Annotated in this window: 12 protein-coding genes; 3 read left to right on the top strand and 9 right to left on the bottom strand. The window is 59.6% G+C overall.

What is annotated here, in order from left to right:
* The 7 genes from QOC89_RS12435 to QOC89_RS12405 form a co-directional block, all read right to left on the bottom strand.
* Nucleotides 1-218 (bottom strand): alpha/beta fold hydrolase (locus tag QOC89_RS12435; protein ID WP_323045284.1); only part of this gene is annotated, 218 nt, incomplete at its 3' end.
* Nucleotides 218-1,564 carry an extracellular solute-binding protein gene (locus QOC89_RS12430; protein ID WP_323045283.1) on the bottom strand — a complete coding sequence of 449 codons (1,347 nt, stop codon included), beginning with the start codon at nucleotides 1,562-1,564 and terminating at the stop codon, nucleotides 218-220. The genes QOC89_RS12430 and QOC89_RS12435, both read right to left, overlap by 1 nt.
* A gap of 48 nt (nucleotides 1,565-1,612) precedes the next feature.
* Nucleotides 1,613-2,512 (bottom strand): carbohydrate ABC transporter permease, encoded by a 900-nt coding sequence (locus QOC89_RS12425; RefSeq protein ID WP_323045282.1) that lies wholly within the window; start codon nucleotides 2,510-2,512, stop codon nucleotides 1,613-1,615.
* Nucleotides 2,509-3,447 carry a sugar ABC transporter permease gene (locus tag QOC89_RS12420; protein WP_323045281.1) on the bottom strand — a complete coding sequence of 313 codons (939 nt, stop codon included), beginning with the start codon at nucleotides 3,445-3,447 and terminating at the stop codon, nucleotides 2,509-2,511. The genes QOC89_RS12425 and QOC89_RS12420 overlap by 4 nt, the downstream gene beginning before the upstream one ends.
* A complete protein-coding gene (locus QOC89_RS12415; protein WP_323045280.1) occupies nucleotides 3,444-4,907 on the bottom strand; it encodes a D-aminoacylase in 1,464 nt (487 codons plus the stop codon). The genes QOC89_RS12420 and QOC89_RS12415 overlap by 4 nt, the downstream gene beginning before the upstream one ends.
* Nucleotides 4,908-5,300: 393 nt before the next feature.
* Nucleotides 5,301-6,242 (bottom strand): MurR/RpiR family transcriptional regulator, encoded by a 942-nt coding sequence (locus QOC89_RS12410; RefSeq protein ID WP_323045279.1) that lies wholly within the window; start codon nucleotides 6,240-6,242, stop codon nucleotides 5,301-5,303.
* 479 nt (nucleotides 6,243-6,721) lie between these two features.
* A complete protein-coding gene (locus QOC89_RS12405) occupies nucleotides 6,722-7,714 on the bottom strand; it encodes a LacI family DNA-binding transcriptional regulator (protein WP_179742134.1) in 993 nt (330 codons plus the stop codon).
* A gap of 791 nt (nucleotides 7,715-8,505) precedes the next feature.
* On the opposite strand from QOC89_RS12405, the gene QOC89_RS12400 reads away from it, so the two are divergent.
* Nucleotides 8,506-9,273, top strand: a complete 768-nt coding sequence (locus QOC89_RS12400; protein WP_323045278.1) for an N-acyl homoserine lactonase family protein — start codon at nucleotides 8,506-8,508, stop codon at nucleotides 9,271-9,273.
* Nucleotides 9,274-9,580: 307 nt separating this feature from the next.
* On the opposite strand, the gene QOC89_RS12395 is transcribed toward QOC89_RS12400, so the two are convergent.
* Nucleotides 9,581-9,889 carry a putative quinol monooxygenase gene (locus QOC89_RS12395; RefSeq protein WP_323045277.1) on the bottom strand — a complete coding sequence of 103 codons (309 nt, stop codon included), beginning with the start codon at nucleotides 9,887-9,889 and terminating at the stop codon, nucleotides 9,581-9,583.
* Nucleotides 9,890-10,332: 443 nt separating this feature from the next.
* Entirely contained in the window at nucleotides 10,333-11,829 is a 1,497-nt protein-coding gene (locus QOC89_RS12390; protein ID WP_323045276.1) for a replication initiation protein, read from the bottom strand.
* Nucleotides 11,830-13,062: 1,233 nt separating this feature from the next.
* On the opposite strand from QOC89_RS12390, the gene QOC89_RS12385 reads away from it, so the two are divergent.
* Nucleotides 13,063-14,280, top strand: a complete 1,218-nt coding sequence (locus QOC89_RS12385) for a ParA family protein (protein WP_323045275.1) — start codon at nucleotides 13,063-13,065, stop codon at nucleotides 14,278-14,280.
* A complete protein-coding gene (locus QOC89_RS12380) occupies nucleotides 14,277-15,251 on the top strand; it encodes a ParB/RepB/Spo0J family partition protein (protein ID WP_416340393.1) in 975 nt (324 codons plus the stop codon). The genes QOC89_RS12385 and QOC89_RS12380 overlap by 4 nt, the downstream gene beginning before the upstream one ends.
* Nucleotides 15,252-16,970: the final 1,719 nt, after the last annotated feature.

Raw genomic sequence — 16,970 nt, 5'->3', positions numbered from 1 at the left:
AGCAGACGCGCGACCGAGTCCGCCAGCGCGGCCATCGTATACGGACCGGGTTCGCCCGCCGACGCGCCGAAGCCTGGCAAATCAGGTACGAGACACGGAACGCCGGCGGCGGCGAGCCGATCGGCAGTGGGCTCCCAGTAGGCCGACGACTGACAGAACCCGTGCAGGAAAACGGCGGGCGTACCGGCTCCGTCGCGCTCGAGGGTGAAATTGCTCATTAACTCGCCTCTTTCTTCAGTTGTTGCGCTTTTTGCGCCGACGCGGTCAAGGCCGCGATCGGCGTGATCTGCCGCATTAACACAGCCTGAATCTGCTGCTGCGTAAAGCGGTCCCATTCGCTGTACCAGGTCGTGCCGATGTTCTCGCGAATGCGCGCATTCGCCATTTGCTGCTGGATGATCGCCGGCTCGTAGCCCAACTGTTTCTGCGAAGCCTCGATCTGTGGATCATTGTCGAGCGGTTTGAACGGATACCCTACCCCGTACTTGAGATACCACGTCTGGGCGGATGAGTACTGGCCCCTGGCATCCTTGCCGCCAAGGAAATACATCAGGCGCCAGGCCGCGTCGCGCGCTTTGGTCTGGGAGCTCATGCCATACAGGCGCGCCCATCCCATCGGTCCTTTGCCGACATCCGTCACGCCTGGAAAGCGGGTCATGCGAATGTTGCCGGCGCGCTTGCTGTACTGCGGATTGTTGGAGCGAGGAAACACGTTGCCGACGTTGGACGTGAAAATGCCCTGGCCGCTCAGATAAGCGTCGCGAACCTGGGTGTCGTCGAGTTCGAGGCCGCGCGGGTCGAGGATCTGCCAGCTATGCATTGCATCGACCATCCATTGCAGGACCGTCAGTGCCGTCTTGTCTTCATTGGGAAACACGGGGTCCATCGCGGGATTGAACAGATGGCCGCCGGAGGCGAGCACCATGGACCAGAATTCGCTCAGCCCGTCCACGTTCGTTTTGTAGCCCTTCAGGATGGGGTACTGGGCGATGCCTGCTTTCTTGACCTCCAGGGCCGCGTTCTTGAGCTGGTCGAGCGTGACCGGCGCCGCTTTCACGCCGGCCTTGGCGAGCGCGGCGCGGTCGTAGATGTAGACGTAGATGTCGCCGTAGTACGGTGTGCCGTATTGTTTGCCCTTGTAGAAGAGCGCCTGGCGGTCGAACGGAAAGATGTCGTGGTTCAATTCATTGAGCTTCGGCAAGCCGTCGATCGGCTGCAACCAGCCCGCGTCGGCCCACGCGCCCAGGTCTATGTCGCGTACATAGAACGCGTCCGGCTGGGAGCCGGCATTGAACAGGGCGATCATCTTCTCGCTGTATAACTGCATGTCGAGCGGCGTGTAGTTCACCTTGATGTCGGGGTTCTCGGCCATGAACTGCTGCAGCCGCTGTTCGACCACCTGCGGCTCGAAGGCCCAGCCGGCGAATCGCACGGTAGCTTCAGCGGCGCGCGCCGGGGACATCAGCCCGAGGCCGCCGAGCGCCGCACCGGTGCCGGCGAGCGCGGACATCGTGAGAAATCGACGGCGGGATAACGCAGGATAGGAATCTTCACTGGACGACATCGTGGTCCTCCTTGAGGCCATGAGATTGCATTGAATGGATTGCCATAGTCAGTCCTTGACGGCACCGCTTGTCAGTCCCTGGACGATCAGCCGCTGGAACAGGAATGCCAGGGCCAGAGGCGGGATGATGGCCAGTACGCCGCCCGTTGCCATCAGCGTGCGCTGCGTCGTCACGTCGGTGGCGAAACCCGCGACGACCACCGGCAATGTCTTCGACGCCGTCGTGCTCGTCAGGATCACGGCAAACAGGTAGTCGTTCCACGCGGTCATGAAGGCGAACATGGCCGACGAGACAAGGCCGGGCATGGCGACGGGCAGCAGCACCTTGACGAGCATCTGAAACCAGCTGCACCCGTCCATCAACGCGGCTTCTTCGAGCGAGCGCGGGATAGTCTGAAAGTAGTTCTTCAGCAGCCAGATCGTGAACGGCAGCGTGAAGGTCACATACGTGATGATCAGCGCGGACAGGTGGTCCAGCATCCCGAGATTCTTGAGCGTCAGATAGAGCGGCACGATCAGCGCGATACCCGGAACCATGCGCGAGCCGAGATAGACACCGAGCAGTGCGCCCTGCCCGCGAAAACGCAAACGAGCGAGGCTGTAGCCGGCGAGCGTGCCGAGCACCAGGTTGACCGCGGCCGTACCGAGCGCGGCGATCAGCGAGTTCAGCATGCCCGGAAGCATCTCTTCGGCAGCACGTCCGCCAACGATCGCGCTCGTTCCCGATGGATGAAAGAACATCTTGTAGTGCTCGAGCGTCGGATGCTTCGGAATCCACTGCGTCGGCACGGTCAGCGCGTCACGCTCGTGCATGAAACTCGTCAGCAGCAACCAGCAGAACGGCGCGAGGATGTAGATCGCGACGGCGATACCCGCCACGACCAGCAACACCGTGCGCCGCGATTGGCGGCCGGCAGGGGTGAACAACGGGTGTAGAAGAGTGCTCATGCTTCAAAGTCCCCACGTCCGTACAGCACTCGGAAATAGGCCAGGGCGAGCCCCAGCGTAATCAGGCTGACCAGCCAGGCATAGGCGTTGCCGTGGCCGAAATCGAGGTTATCGAAAGTGGTGAGGTAGGTCTGCCACGTGAGCGTGGTGGTGGCCGTGCCGGGGCCGCCCGCGGTCAGCACATAGATGATGTCGAACGCCCGGAGCGCGGACATCGTCTGCAGGATCAATACGACGAGCAGAGACTGCGAAAGCCAGGGCAAGGTGATGTACCGGAACAGCTGGAACCGGCTGGCGCCATCCATGCCGGCCGCCTCGTAAAGCTCCGCGGGAATGCGCTGCAGCGCGGAGAGCAACAGGATCACGGCGAGCGGCAACAGGCTCCAGACTTCCGAGAACACGAGCGCGAGCAAAGCCGAGGTGGGCGTCGACAGCCAGCCGCGATACTGATCGATCAAGCCGAGGCTGACGAGCAGGCCATTGAGCGCGCCCACCTTGGCGTCATAGATCCATTGCCACATCAGGCCATTCACCACGGGCGGAATCGCCCACGGCAGCAGGACCAGCGTGCGCACCAGCGCGCGGCCGGGAAACTCGCGGTTGAGCAGAAGCGCGATCAGGATGCCGAACACCACCACCAGCAGAACCACCAGCACCGTGTACACGGCGGTGATCCGCAGAGCGGTCCAGAATTCGGACGACTGCAGTATGTCGCTGTAGTTCGACAGGCCGACGAACTTGAAAGCCCGTGGACGCTGAAGGTTGTACCGATGCAGGCTGATCCACGCCGAGTAGGCGATCGGGAACGCGGAAAGCAGGACGATCGCGAGGAGCGCCGGTGTATTGAGCAGCCAGGCGAACGCGCGGCGATCGTAGCCGATATGTTTGCTGCGAAGGCGCGGGTTGCCGGACGATACCGATAGTGACAGTCTCATGAGCGGGTCCCCAGACGCAGGAACCTGCCGGCTCGAATGCCGGTAGGACCTTGTGCGTCGTAAGTCATCGAGCCGCTCACCATGACGCTGTCGATGCCGGCGGCCGGCGTGGTCGGCTGCGCGTAGGTGGCGCGGTCAATCACCAACTCCGGATCGAACACGACCAGATCCGCGTGCTTGCCAACCGCGATCTCGCCGCGATCCAGCAGGTTGAAACGGCGTGCGGACAGGCCGGTCATGCGATGCACGGCCTCCTCCAGCGTGAACAGACCCAGTTCACGCGCGTAATGCCCCAACACGCGCGGAAAGGTTCCCCACAGGCGAGGGTGCGGATGACGATCGTGCGGCAGCCCGTCTGAGCCGATCATCGTCGCCTCGTATTGCAGGACGCGGCGCACGTCGTCCTCGCGCATCTGGAAATAACTCGCGCCGCCCGGCTGGAGACGCTCGCAAGCTTCTTTCTGGCTGCATTGCCACTCGTGCGCGATGTCGGCCAGTGAGCGCCCGCTCATCGCGGGGTAAGGCTCGGACCACGTCACCATGATGTCGATGATGCCGTCCACCAGGTCCGGTCGCAAAATGGTCGAACCGGCGATGTACGGGTACGCGTCGAGGCCGATCGGCTGCGTACGCCGCGCGGCGTCGATGTGGGCGAGCGTTTCGACGGACCGTCCCCAGTTGGTCGGCCCCGCGCACTTATGATGGGAGATCACCACGGGCAGAGCGGCATCTCGCCCCGCCGTGAACGCTTCGTCCAGCGACGCGATCACGTCCTCGGCTTCGTTGCGGATATGCGTGGTGTAAATGCCGCCGGCTTCGGCGGCGATACGCGCCAGCAGCGTGACCTCGGCAACGTCCGCTGCCGCGTTGGTGTCGTAGAAGAGACCCGTGCTGAGGCCCGTCGCGCCCGCCGCCATCGCTTCGCGCATCAGGTCCGTCATCTTCGTCCGTTCCGCGTCTGTCGCGGGGCGGTAAGGGTCGTCCATTGTCGCGACGCGCAATGTCGAGTGGCCGACGAGGGCCGCGACATTGACCGCCGGACGTGCGGCATCGACGGCTTGCGCATAGGCCTTCATCGTTGGAAAGACGTGCTTGCCGGGACCGCCCAGCAAGGTCAGCGGCGGCGGCACGTTCGGGTGCACGAGCGGCGCGAGACTGATCCCGCAGTTGCCCACCACCACGGTAGTCACGCCCTGGCTTATCTTCGACAGCATCTGCGGCGCCGACAGGACGCTTTCGTCGTCGTGGGTGTGCACATCGATAAAGCCGGGCGCGACGACGCGCCCGGACGCGTCGATGCACGTCGCCCCACGCGGCCCGAGATCCGCGCCGATCTCACTGATGCGGCCGTTTTCGACGCGCACGTCGGCGCGAACACGCGACGCTCCGCTACCGTCGATCACGAAGCCGCCCTGAAACAGCCAATGCGTGGAGCCGTGTGCTCCCGGTGTTCCGTTCATAGGTCCAATGTCGCCAAGGCAAATGATGCTGTGGATGAGATGTAAGTAAATTTCACATTCAGGGCCCGGTATCGTCGCTATGCGCCGCCAACAAAGAACCACATCCGCTCGGCCGACCGCCCGGCATTTCAACAGACCCAGCACAAAACACGCTGTAATTCCCTGCTTACGACAGAAAATTAATTTGTATTCCTATTGAAATAGAACAGACCTGCATTGGTCTGCCGTCACCCATTCCCACATTGCGATGTGGCTTTGGTGTAACTAAATTTCATGGCCAAGGGTAAAGCTTTGGTCCTTTGATGTCAAAAAGGAAAAAAATAAATTTGTGGAGGTGCCTGGCCAATCATGGCGGGAGCGCCGCGTGGAGCCATTCCGCCGGGGTAGACGACCTTATTTGCCGCGGAGCGCGTCGCGCTCCGCTTCTGACCAGGCGCGCTGCAACGCAGGGTGCACGTCGCTATCGACGCCCCTCTCGCGCAGCACAGACCGGACTCGCTTGAGCCGCTCGAGCGCCGACGGGCCGAGTCGCAAGCCAACCCCGACCATCAGAACCTCGATGAGTATCTGGCCGGCCAGATACGCCTCCGTGCCCACACGCGCAGCGGCGTCCTCGGGCACGATCATGCCGATCGGAATCGTGCATTGCTGCGCCAGCGGTGTGTCGGGCCGGGTAATGCCGATGACCGTCGCGCCCTGTTCGCGGGCGAGCGCCACGGCTTCCAGCAAGGTCGGCATGCGTCCGACGTGTGAAATCGCGAGCACGACATCGCGAGGCGACAGCGATGCTGCCGAGATGACCTGCATATGTGGATCGAAATAGGCGTTCGATGTGAGACCGAGGCGCGCGAAGCGCGACTGGGCGTCGTTAGCGAGAAAAGTCGACACACTGCCCACGCTATAGCACTCGATCCGGTTGGCCGCAGCAAGCTTCTCGATGGCATGCCCGATGGTGTCGGCGTCGAGCTGGCTCTCAAGACCAGTCAGCACGGCAGCGGCTCCGTACAGGATCTTGTGGACGATGCTGGCTACATCATCTTTGGCGTTGACCGCTCGATGAAGGTACGGCGTGCCTACCGCCAGGCTCTGCGCAAGTTGCAGCTTGAAGTCGCTCAGCCCTTCGAAGCCCACGGCACGACAGAATCGAACGACGGTCGGTGCACTGACCCCGGCGCGCTGCGCAATCTCCGCGACATTGGCTCGCACCGACCACTCCGGCTCGGCGAGTATCGCCTTTCCCACCTGTTGCTGCGCGTCGGGCAGGGAGTCTGATATCGCCCGGATTCTCGCCAGAGTGTCGGTCGTGGAGTGAGGTACTACTTGTAGGTTATCCATGCTTCAGTTCGCTGATTTTGCGCGCGCGTTTGACGCCCCGCGCGCAGTTTTCCAGGCAACGTTTTTACCCTACTCAGTGTAAACAAATTTCACGCGCGCCAGAAAGAATACTTGGACGGCGGTTTTGTGAGCGGTTGCGACCGAGAGTTGCGACGTTTGGAGAAACTCGATTACACGCTAGTGGGTATCGCGAGCTTGTCACGCAGGTCGCTAAACGAGCATTCCGGGTGGGGTCTGGCGCAAATCTGAGGCGCGCACTGCCGCTGAAACGAAAGCGGCCGGACTGGTCATGCGTGGAGTCTACGCGTGCTGCGAAGTACGCATGCAGCCGCGCCATTGTTGTCGGAGCCGGTGGGAAGCTGAGCCGTCTGCCCGGTCTCGCGAATCAGCACCCCGTCGTGCGCCGGGCGCTACGATTCCCTGCTCCCGCGTTGACGTGGTGCGTCTTTCGGTAATGCGCCGCGCCGTGCGCCGGCGACCTAGGTCTTGCGAGGACGCGCCGTCGTGCCGCGCACGATCAGGTCGGTCGGCACGATGTACTGCGAACTCACGGCCCGTCCTTCGATCCGTGCGAGCAGGTACTCGGCGCTGCGCGCGCCGATTTCATCAGCGGCGAGCCGCATGGTCGTCAGCGGCGGCGACGTGAAGCTGGAAAATTCGATGTCGTTGATGCCCGCGATCGACAGGTCGCCCGGCACGTCGATACCCGACTCGCGCGCCTCGGCCAGTGCGCCGATTGCAAGCAGGTCGGTGCCGCAGATCACGGCCGTGGGACGCTCGGGGCCGTTCATCAGTGCCTTCATCGCCATCTGGCCTTCAATGATCTTGTGCGGCATCTCGATCAGATGCTCGTGGCGCAACTGCAGTCCGCGCGCCTGCAGCGCCGCGCGCACGCCGATGATACGATCAGCCGCGCGATCGCTATGCTGCGTCATTTGCGTAATCATGCCGAAGCGCGTGTGCCCGAGATCGAGCAGATAGTCGGCGAGGCGACGGCCAACCGCTACGTTGTCAAAGCCGACATACGGATAGTCGCGATCGACCGTCCAGCCATTGACGAGCGGAATCTGTTCCTTTTCGATCAGTTCGTAGAGCGCGGGCGAGTGGCTGCGCCCCACGAGCATCAACCCGGCGATGCCGTCCGCGATAAGGGCGCGCACCTGTTTCAGTTCGTCTTCCTGATCGTAATACGAGCAGCCGAGCAGCAACGTATAGCCGGCTTCGCCGATGCGCTTTTGCAGCGCGAACACGCCGATCGCGAAGTTCTGATTTTCCAGCGATGGGATCACCGCGCCGATCGTTTTCGAGCGCTGCGATGCCAGCGCGCGCGCCGCGGCGTGTGGTGTGTAGCCGAGTGCCTGCGCGATGTCGCGCACGCGGTTCTGCAGTTCGGCCGCAACCTTTGCGTTGCCGTTCAACACGCGCGAAACGGTCGCAGTCGATACGCCTGCCGCGCGCGCAACATCTATCACCGAAATCGCATTCGATTTGCGACGCGGCGCTCTTTTCTTTGCCTCGTTGGTCAACTTCCACCCTGCCCGATGTCGAGGCGCACCATCGCGCCTTCTCTTTGCGGCATACTATAACGCGGCACCTTGAGAAATGGCCACCGCCGGGCATGGACCTTCGCCTCGTCGGTCCGTTCAGGGTCCCGCCGAACTCCGCAAGTCAGCCGGAGGCGCCGGAAGAGCGCCTCTCGCCTACTTTCCCCTTGCCCTCCTGGCCCCTTGGCCATGACCTGCACTGCATACCGTCCGACATCATTCTCGGGTGCATAGCCGAACTGCCACAGGTTTCGTCCCGACAGTCATGCGCACTGCCCAACACACCATAAAACGATCACGAAGTGTTAATCGTTCAGGCACACAAGTTAAGTAATCGTTTTCTTTCGTGTTTTCAAATTCGGGATGGTGTTTGATCAAAACAGGAAAATTTCACGGTATTTTAGGGAGAAACCCGGAGGAACTCAAGAGAAAGCGCTTACTCGTTTGGCCTATACTGTGACTCCGCGCGACGGCAATACCGCGACCGTCGTGGATTATCCTGGCGCCTGCAAAACAGCCCGGCGGCGAGTCACGTGAACCGAATAAGCCGGCCACATCACCATGCCCATAAATTCGCACGAAGGGAACATGATTGACCGACGTGATCGTCCATCTGATCAAGAAGCCAGATCCGGGTTCGGTCAAGATTCGACAAAGTCCGGCCCGTCAAACAGGCACCCGGCGTCAGCACCATAAACAGTTGAAGCGAGACTTCAGTCATGGACTTCACCATCGTACCAATCCGTTGCGGCGATATCGTCAATCATGAGCGCTCGTGCTTTTTGTACCGTAAGAACTGCGGTTCCGCGCGCCTGCATGCGCCGTGCATCGCGTGGTTGCTGCGTAGCGCTCACCATACGATCGTCGTCGATGCCGGACCGGGTTCCCGATCACGCGCGCCGCAGTGTTACACCGAGACAGATGCCGGAATCGACGATCTGTTGCAGTACGGCCTGGCGCGCGAAGGCGTCGACCCGGCTTCCGTCGAACTGGTCGTTCTCACTCATCTGCATAACGATCATGTCGGCGGCGCACGGTTGTTCACGAACGCGCGCTTTCACGTCCAGGAAGCGGAGTTGAAAGAGGCGGTCTGGCCAGTGCCCTTCCAGCGGCCGATCTACGAAACCAACCAACGCGGCCACACGCCACCGTGGGTGGACATTCTCGACCGGATGGACGTGGCGTTCGGTGACGCCGACGTGGTGCCTGGCATCCGCGTGTTGCGCCTACCGGGACATACGGCAGGCTCGCAGGGGGTGCTGGTCGATACGCAGGCAGGACCGTATCTCATCGCGGGCGATCTGATCCCGCTCTACGAGAACTGGCCGGAAGACGGCAGCGAGCCGGTCCCGAACGGCAACCACACGGACCTGCGCGCTTACGATGAAAGCTTCCGCCGCATCGCGGCGCTTGGAGCGAAGGTGCTGCCGGCCCATGAGCCGCGGGTCTTTGAGCGCATGGTGTATCCCCCACCGCCCGGGCTCTGAGCGGCCGGTATTGCCACGGAGACAGGCGATGACGCGCGGAGGGTCCCTTTATCGCGCCTTATGTCGTCGCCTACGTGCATTCGTTGACGAACTCTTTCTCATCAGGACTGCGGGTGATATGCGGGCACGCTCGTCGGAACGAGCGTGCTACTGATGTTGACCAAAGAGGCAAGCAGCACAAAAGCGCTCAGGTGCTCCATTGCGGCCAACATGACGCGAATGCATTCACCGCGTCTTGATCGTTTGGGCATTTAACTGCCTGGACATTGCCTGCTCATCCAACACTGGGCCGCACGAGCCGACGCCTTTAGCAAGCCTGAAGCACATTGATGACGCGGCTCACGAGCAACGGACGAGTATTGCGTCCATATTCGGCCATATGCGCAGAGGCCCCATGTGCCCTCAACGCTTCAGCGCTTTCCCAGCGTTCGACTACTGCAAAGGTGTCTTCGCCGAGCGGTGTCTGAATCGCCCCAAACTCCGGTACGTCGACTACGGCCTCGTAGCTGATGCATCCCTCTTCCGCCAACACCGCCGGACGGTTCTTGTTGAAGAGAGCCAGCACGGCTTCGCGTTGACCGGGCTGCGCAGTGATCGTTGCAATGACATGAATCATCCAGATTTTTTCCTTTCCATTTTCGGCGCCGATCGCCGCACGAAATCATAGCCGCATTTAGACACGTCTGCTGACAGGGCCTTGCCGCAAGGTTCCAGTTGTTCTCCCGACCCGGCTCATCAGTGATTCATCCGCCGCGCGGTGCGCGTACCCTCGATGCCGATGCGAGCCGCCTCACAATCGATAGAGGTCGAAAGAAGCGCTGCGATTGACCGAGGCGCACACACCGAGTACGGCGCCGCCACATTACGGAGAACATGCCGCAACGGTAGCGAGGGCGTGCAATCGTTCAGATGGCGGCAGACGAGCCCGCGGGCACAACAGTTAGCGTTCGCCGCGGAATCGTCGATGATGTGGATGAGCCAAACCTTGCGGGTGTCGTGATCAATGTCACCGGCAACTGCTGCCACGAGGCCACGCGCTGCCAATAGCCCCGCGGAACGTTACGGGTTCCGCGCACGCACACGCGCTGCCTTCCTGATTTCACCGGCGACGTACGAACTGAACGTATTGGCAACGTCTGGCAGATTCAGAATGTTGGCCTCGGTGACGTTTGCCGGCTTGAGCATTTGACGCTCAATAGCGCGGAGTCCCATTGTGCTCGACGCGACAAACTTGCGGACGAGGTCCTCGCGTGTCTTCTTGTCTGCTGTGTCGAAGAATTCACGCGCCAGGCGAATCTCCTCCTGTCGACGCTTGTCGGCTGCCGAGTTAGCTGCCGCGAGGCTGGCCTCGACTGCCTTTTGCCTGTCAGACCTGGCGCCCTGCTCCCCCGCCGTCGCTTCGACAATTTGAGCCTGAATCAACTCGACCTGCCTGTCGGCGTCGGATACGCGGTAATTGTCCGAAAGAGCCCTCATCAAGTAGGCGGATGCTCTTTTTACCTTGGTGCCCTGTCTGATAGTCCATCGCGTGTAGTCGATGGCTTGTTGAATGCGCTCGTCTGTCCAGACGGACCTGTTCTCAGCGATTTTTTCAAACTGTTTTTCAGACAGTCCGAATTCATCTTGAAGCATTTTGAAAAGTACGACCGAGTTCAGCATGGCCGCTTTGGACGCCAACGCCCCTTCCTTGCGTTTGAGCCGGAAGCGTATCTGGTCTTTCTTTCGCGAGCCGGGCGTTCCGGCACGGGTCTCGTACGACAACTCGATGTCGGACAGTTCGTTGATCTGGTTGACGGCTGGCTCGAGATAGTCGCGCTTGAAGTATTTGAATTCAGCGTTGTTTGCCCATGACTTACCTGGCAAGTTTCGAACGAGGTCGAGTGACAGCCAGTCTGTTAGCCCGCCAGGTACGGATGGCAAGACGTGGTCGTAGATGCCTCGAGCATAGATGAGCGTGAATCTCGAGGTCACGAGCAGACTGGTCCAGTACGAGTTCTCAGGGTCCTTGATGAGGCGTTGCAGCTCGATAGGCACCCGGAAGCGAATCCGGCCATTTCTGACGCTCACCCGGCCGATCAGCTCAAGCCAGTCCCCGTCTTCATTCTGGACGATCAGGTCGTCATCGGCATCGTCTTCACCGGCACTCCCCTCCTTGCCCGGTTCGGGCGGCTCCTCCAGCATCCGTCCTTTCGAATCGACGGACACCACCGGCGCGCTCATCACTTCGAGCATGGAAGATTTGACGCTGCGGATGACGCTGGAAAAATGCTTCTTGTTCCTGCTGTCATAGCGCATCAGCCATTTAAAGAAGCTGAGCGTCACGTCATAGGTTTCCTGAATTTCAGGTTCCTGGGCGACGATGAAGTACGCGGCATCCACAAAGCGTCTGGCGGACAGGCCCAAACCGACGATGCGCGCGAAGACCCGGTTCTTTTGATAACCGATATCTTTGTCTGGATTAGCCTCATTGATGGACCTTTGCGCCGGCGCCATCTCAACGAATAGATCCAGTGCAAATTGAAGAGGGGTTACCCGTCGATCGACGCTGCTGGACATGCCCGTTCCCTGGAAATTTCAGCAGACTCTAGGCATACAGAGGTGAGATGTCAATAAAAAAGTCTCACCTTTTATCACTGGGACGAACCATCAGCACAGGATCTCTCACCGTCGGCACACCATCTCTCACCGCCTGAAGAAACGCCGGAACCCGTGGTCCATGACGGCCGGGGGTTTCAGCCGGTTATCCACAGGTGTTGCGAGAAGATCTCTCACCTTCAGCAAAACGCGCTTTTGTCTCTCACCTCGACACACTATAAATCTCCCCTTCTGCTCCCAGAGGTCTCACCCAAGGTGCACATTTTCTATCACCTTTGGCACATTGAGTCTCACCTTTCTGGGGCCAACTGCTTGATAACAAAGGAATCGTGTTTCTCCTGTAGGTTTGTTAGTTCGTTTTTTTATATAAAACAACCAACAAACCGCTTCGCAATTACTCTGCTTGCGGCACTGACAGGCCCGCGGTAGTAAGCCGCCGAGTTCAGCACTTAGCGCCTGACTTCTGCCAGGGCGGGGCTGGCGCTATCAAGGCAGCGAAACAACCTGTCGCCGCTGCGTTTTACGAGCGTGCAGGAAGATGATGACACCGCGCGAATTCAGGAGATGCGAAGCGGTGCTCTCCACAGGCATTTGGGGCGCAGCGTCTGTCTCCTCACAAAGGTGAGAGATTGTGTGCAGGGTCTTTTGCTGACCGCGCGCGCAACGTCCAAGCTGCACACTCTCCATCACAATCAGCGCTGCAGGGACTATCGTCGAATGCACAGGTCTGACCGGGTGATGTCGATGAGTCGTAAGGTGAGGGATTTTGTGCACTGGAATGCGCGGTCGATCTCGGCATCGGCCCCTCTTGCACACTATTTCTCACCTTTGCACTCTGTGCGTGACTAATTGGAATGAAAATGTAATCTGGTCGCCTGTGTCTGTGCGCCCCTTGCGCTATCAACCGTTCTCTAACGCCAGCTTTCTGGCCCATTCCCGACGCGATGTCCTCGGTTCAATTGCCAAAAACTCTCACCTTTTGCCCATGCTTGCTCATGCCTGCGGGGCACGCGCTTCAAAGGTGAGAGATTTTGTGCTGGGGCCTTGTTCCGCTGAATTCGCACAGGCATCCGCGAAGGCTTAAAAAACAGCGGCTTACAGGCGATATTTAAGAAACTGGACGACAATATAAAGCTGTTTTTGCGTTTTTCCTGTATTCTCCGTTTAGCTTCAATTTCCAGGGAAAACTCCGAAATGGCCAATGTCAGCCAACCGATGCCGATAGACCGAACCGTGACACTCGAGGAAATCTCGGATTTCGCGGACGTCGTCACCGATTACGCAACTGAATTAAGAGACCAGATTCTCGCGCCGCGCCCGCGCAAGGAAGCGCCGGTGTTTACGACTGGAGAGGTCGCCGAGCTGTGCGGCTTGACACGTCAGCAGGTGCAGTACCTCGCAACCAAAGGAGATGGTGTGCTGCCGGAAGGGCAGTCCACTGGAACCGGGCGAAGCCGCAGTCGGCTATTTACATTAGCTGAAGCCCGAAACTGGGTGCAGCAGGTGTCGGACATCTATCAGACGCCGCTGGTGGCCGGGCCGAGCGATTTTGAAGGCAAGGTGCTCATCACATCGCAGCTGAAGGGGGGCTCCGCTAAAACCACGACGTCGATGTGTCTTGCTCAAGGGTTGAGCTTGCGCGGGAGAAAGGTTCTTGTTGTCGACCTTGACCCCCAGGCATCGCTTTCTGAGCTATGTGGACTGTATGCCGAAAAAGAGGTCTCTCCGGACGATACCGTGCTGCCTTTTGTCTATGACCAAAAGGTCGAGGGCGGTCTGCTTGCCAGAGTGCAGCCAACGTATTGGGATGGGTTGGATATCATTCCGGCGCATACAGAACTGGTCGGAGCTGAATATCACCTTCCGGCTATGCAGATGAAGCTTGCAGGATTTAAGTTCTGGCAGGTGCTCCGGGATGGACTGGCGCCGTTGCGCAAGCACTATGACTACATCATTCTGGATACCTCGCCCTCCCTGTCCTATCTCAACCTGAACGCACTGATGGCAGCGGACGCCATGGTCATGCCAATGGTCCCGGAGAATCTCGACTTCTTCAGTTCGCTCTCCTTCTGGCGACTTTTCTCGGACGTCGCCAAGTCGTTCATCAAATACGAAGCGAACAAAAAGTACGATTTCGTTTCCGTGTTGCTGACACGTGTGAACTACAACAGCACTTCCTCGGCGCCGGTTGTGCGCACCTGGGCACAAGGTGCTTATCGTCACTGGCTTGACCCGTTCGAGGTTCCTGCCAGTTCCGTAATGAGCTCAGGCGCGCTCGCATTTACGACTGTCTTTGACATCAGCAGCTCTCATAGCCAGGCGAAGTCCTTGGCACGCGTCAAACAGCCGCTCATCGACTATTGCCGATGGGTGGACGACATGTTTGTCAAACAATGGAGGCCAGCACAGTGAGCACCAACAATATCCGTGATCAGCTGTTGGCCAAGACCGCGAATCTTCGGTCAACAGCGGAGAGAACGCCCGATGTCAGCCGCCGCGCGAATCGGACAGAGACAGCACCGGGAATGGCCGGAGCATTGGCGGCAGCACAGCTGAGGGTGCAAGAGCTTGAGTCGACGGGGACGACGTCCCAGTTGCCGTTGACGGACATTGTTCCCAATCCTTGGCAGCCCCGGCGAGTTTTCAATGAAGCGAAGTTGTCAGAGCTGGCAGAGTCGATTCGAGAAGTTGGGCTCATGCAGCCGATTGTGGTTCGCCGGGTTGAATCGGCCTACCAGATCGTGGCGGGAGAGCGGCGCTGGCGAGCGCACAAGATACTCGGGGCGGAGCACATCAAGACGGTAGTCATTGAATGTTCCGACCAGGACATGATCGTGCTAGCGCTCGTCGAGAATATGGACCGGGACGACCTGACCGATTATGAAGTCGCGATTTCCCTTCGTCGATCTGAGAGCGAGTTTCCCAGCCGTAAAAGGCTGGCAGAAGCCGTGGGCCTCTCACGTACCGGGCTGTACCAGTTTCTTGCGTTCGAAAATCTGCCGGACTTCATGAAAAAGGACCTCGATTTGCAGCCCGCTCTACTCGGCTGCAACGCTGCGGAGGAAATTGTCTCAGCGCTCAAGAAGCACGGCAGCGAGGCTGAGTTGGCTGCGCGCGAACTTTGGCCTGATGTGGTCAAAGGCGACATGGCCCAAGGCAAACTTGCACCGGCGATTATCGCGATGGTGACCCGTCGTACGTCTGGGATCACGGCTCGTGAGAGGCTCATTGAGAAATTCTTCGCCGGAAAGGACCAGGCGGGAAGCATCACCAAGGATGTCAATAGTTTTACGCTCAAAATCAAGACGGCGGCTTTGACCGAGGCCCAAGAGGCGCGAATCCGGCAACTTATCAGTGAGTTGTACAAAGGCGAGCCGCGTTGAACGAGCGTCTCTTGCAGCAAAGAAGCCCGCTTCGTGCGGGTTTTTTTGTGCCCGCGCCGGCGGCCGCGTCAGTATTACTGACACTCCGCGGCTGGTCGTGAAATGTGGTTAGTCGGAGAGCTTGAGGGGCTTGATACGTTTGGGCGGGTGGAAGTTAGCGATGGCGCATCAGCAGCATCGCCAAAATGAGTATTTCCTCTTGGAATGAGGGCCGGGGCTTAGGCCTTAGACGGCCGGTATGGCAGCCATGACCCAATGGACGGAGGTTTATGCGGGAGTTTGAACAACCGGAATGGGAATTTGAGGGGGTGGAGACAGGGGCCTTGCAAGGCGCACTGTGTGGAGTGTCAGTATTACTGACACTTGTGTTCAGCGGTGGCTTGTATTCGGCTGCTCGACGCTTCACTCAATTTGCTGTTCCCGTTCTGACGCCACCTTATGCACTGTGTTCAAGTGGCGTTGAGTTGCTTGTCCCGCAACTCTGGACTTCGCGGCGACACGTACCGACCGCTTGGTGTGTCAGTCTTACTGACACGGGTGGGTCTAGGTCTTGGGGTCAATCGGAACTCAAAGGACGAATGACACTGCGCCAAATGCGGGTACGTTAGTCGGCTGTTGTTCGGCTGCGGCTCGGGCATGGGAGCGCCCTCCAATAAAGGCACTTCTGTCCGTATTCCCCAACGATGCCTCAGGAGCTTTCTCTTTCTCGCGGCTGCTTGGCGCGCTCGACCAATAAGCAATTCGTTGTCGTTGGCGGGCAACGTAGCCCAGTACGCGCCGGAGTACGTCGCACGTCGGTGTTCCGCGACTGGTTGGTTGGCGAAGTATGTACAGCGCGGCCGACGCCGACCATCCCCCTCGAGCAACAACTGCTTCTTCTGCTAATAAGGGAAAGTTTCGTGTGCCACGGCGCTGCAGCGTCGGGGGTCACGAATCGACTCAGCGCGCCAGAGCATAATCTTGGTTATCAGCGCGAGGGGTGTCGTGCTGAAGAAGTCGACGCTTCCCGAGTTCAACGACGACTTTCTTTCGGCTTCACGACGCTTTACGGGACCGTGTCAGTATTACTGACACGGCTCACGCCATGTGTTTAGCCCGTCTTCCAGGTCGGGATCACGGGGGGAAAGTAGCGGGACTACCTCGCTTTTTCGCGTCTTCGAAATCATGACTGGGATCAGCCCGCGGGTGCATAACGCTTCGCCGACCAGATGGGAAGAAAGCCCGCGCGACTCCGTGGGCTATAGAATCGGACCTTCCGGAGACATCCATTTGTCTGTCCTGCTGCGGCCCGGCCCAGCAGTCTGTCGATAATGTGGGTAGGATCTTTCCGCTGCATCCTGTTGAAGCACACCACCAGGATGCTCTACACGAAAGCCGGTCTTGCGCGCCCGCCGCACCGGGTACCTTGACTTTCTGTGAAATCCCACACTAGGAGCGGGTGGATTTCGCATCGGCAAGTTGAAGATTGCCGTCGAAGCGAGTGGGCGAGTCTCTGCGCATGCCGGCAAGGCCCCGCCGACGGCGCCCGCCAGCTTTTTCGTCCCTCACCGATCCGTGACGCCCAGTTACAGGTTGCAACCGCTTAACGTTACGAGGACCGTACGCTGTTCCGCGGGCCACAAGTGACTAGCCACCCCGGCATCGCCAAATTTGTCGCCAAGCCGGCGCAGTTGCATGCGGACCACCGTCTTCACTTTGATTTCAGAGGCAACGATTGAT

Source organism: Paraburkholderia sp. (genome assembly GCF_034668105.1).
Classification (GTDB): domain Bacteria; phylum Pseudomonadota; class Gammaproteobacteria; order Burkholderiales; family Burkholderiaceae; genus Paraburkholderia.
The sequence above is the reverse complement of the archived record's forward strand: the minus strand, read 5'-3'. Positions and strand labels throughout refer to the sequence as shown.